General features: G+C 78.3%; 1 protein-coding gene. It reads right to left on the bottom strand.

From position 1 onward, the window contains the following. Nucleotides 1–110: 110 nt before the first annotated feature. Nucleotides 111–613, bottom strand: a 503-nt coding sequence (locus G3I40_RS38705) for a glycosyltransferase family 4 protein (RefSeq protein WP_164559498.1), incomplete at its 5' end; no start/stop codon positions are given.

The raw sequence follows: 613 nt of genomic DNA, 5'->3' as shown, positions 1-613 counted from the left end.
GTGGCGGGCCCGCAGCCCCCGCACCTGGTCGTCGGTGACCCGGTCGCGGGCCGCCGTGAGGGACCGCAGGCCGGGAAGGTCGCGCGGGTCGGTGCCCGCGGCCCGCGCCGTCACACCCGCTCCCCGGCCGCGGACCGGGTGAGGGACGCGTACAGGCGCTCGGTCCGCTCCACCCACACCGCCTCCCCGTACCGCTTCTCGTACACCCCGCGGCAGTGCTCGCGCAGCGTCGGGAAGATCCGCTCGGCGGCGTCCAGGGCGTCCGGCAGGGCCGCGTCCCAGCCGGTCACGGTGCCGGTGCCCTCGGTCCGCACGGCGCGCGGCACGGCCGATCCCTCGAAGGCGAGCACCGGGAGCCCGGCGGCCAGTGCCTCCAGGTAGACGAGCGGCACTCCCTCCACCCGGCGGCCCGGGAAGACGAACCCCCGGTACCCGGGCAGGGAGTCGCGCAGCACCCCGCGCTCGACCTGCCCGAGGAACCTGACGGACGCGGGCGCCACCGCCCGGCACCGGCGCTCCAGCGGCCCGGTGCCGACCACGTCCAGGCGTCGCCCGGCGGGCCAGCGGCGCAGCAGGTCGAGGACGCCCTTGTCCTGGGTGAGCCGGCCCACGT

It is taken from the genome of Streptomyces sp. SID14478 (assembly GCF_010548525.1).
Lineage (GTDB): Bacteria > Actinomycetota > Actinomycetes > Streptomycetales > Streptomycetaceae > Streptomyces.
This window is presented reverse-complemented; position numbering and strand designations above follow the sequence as displayed.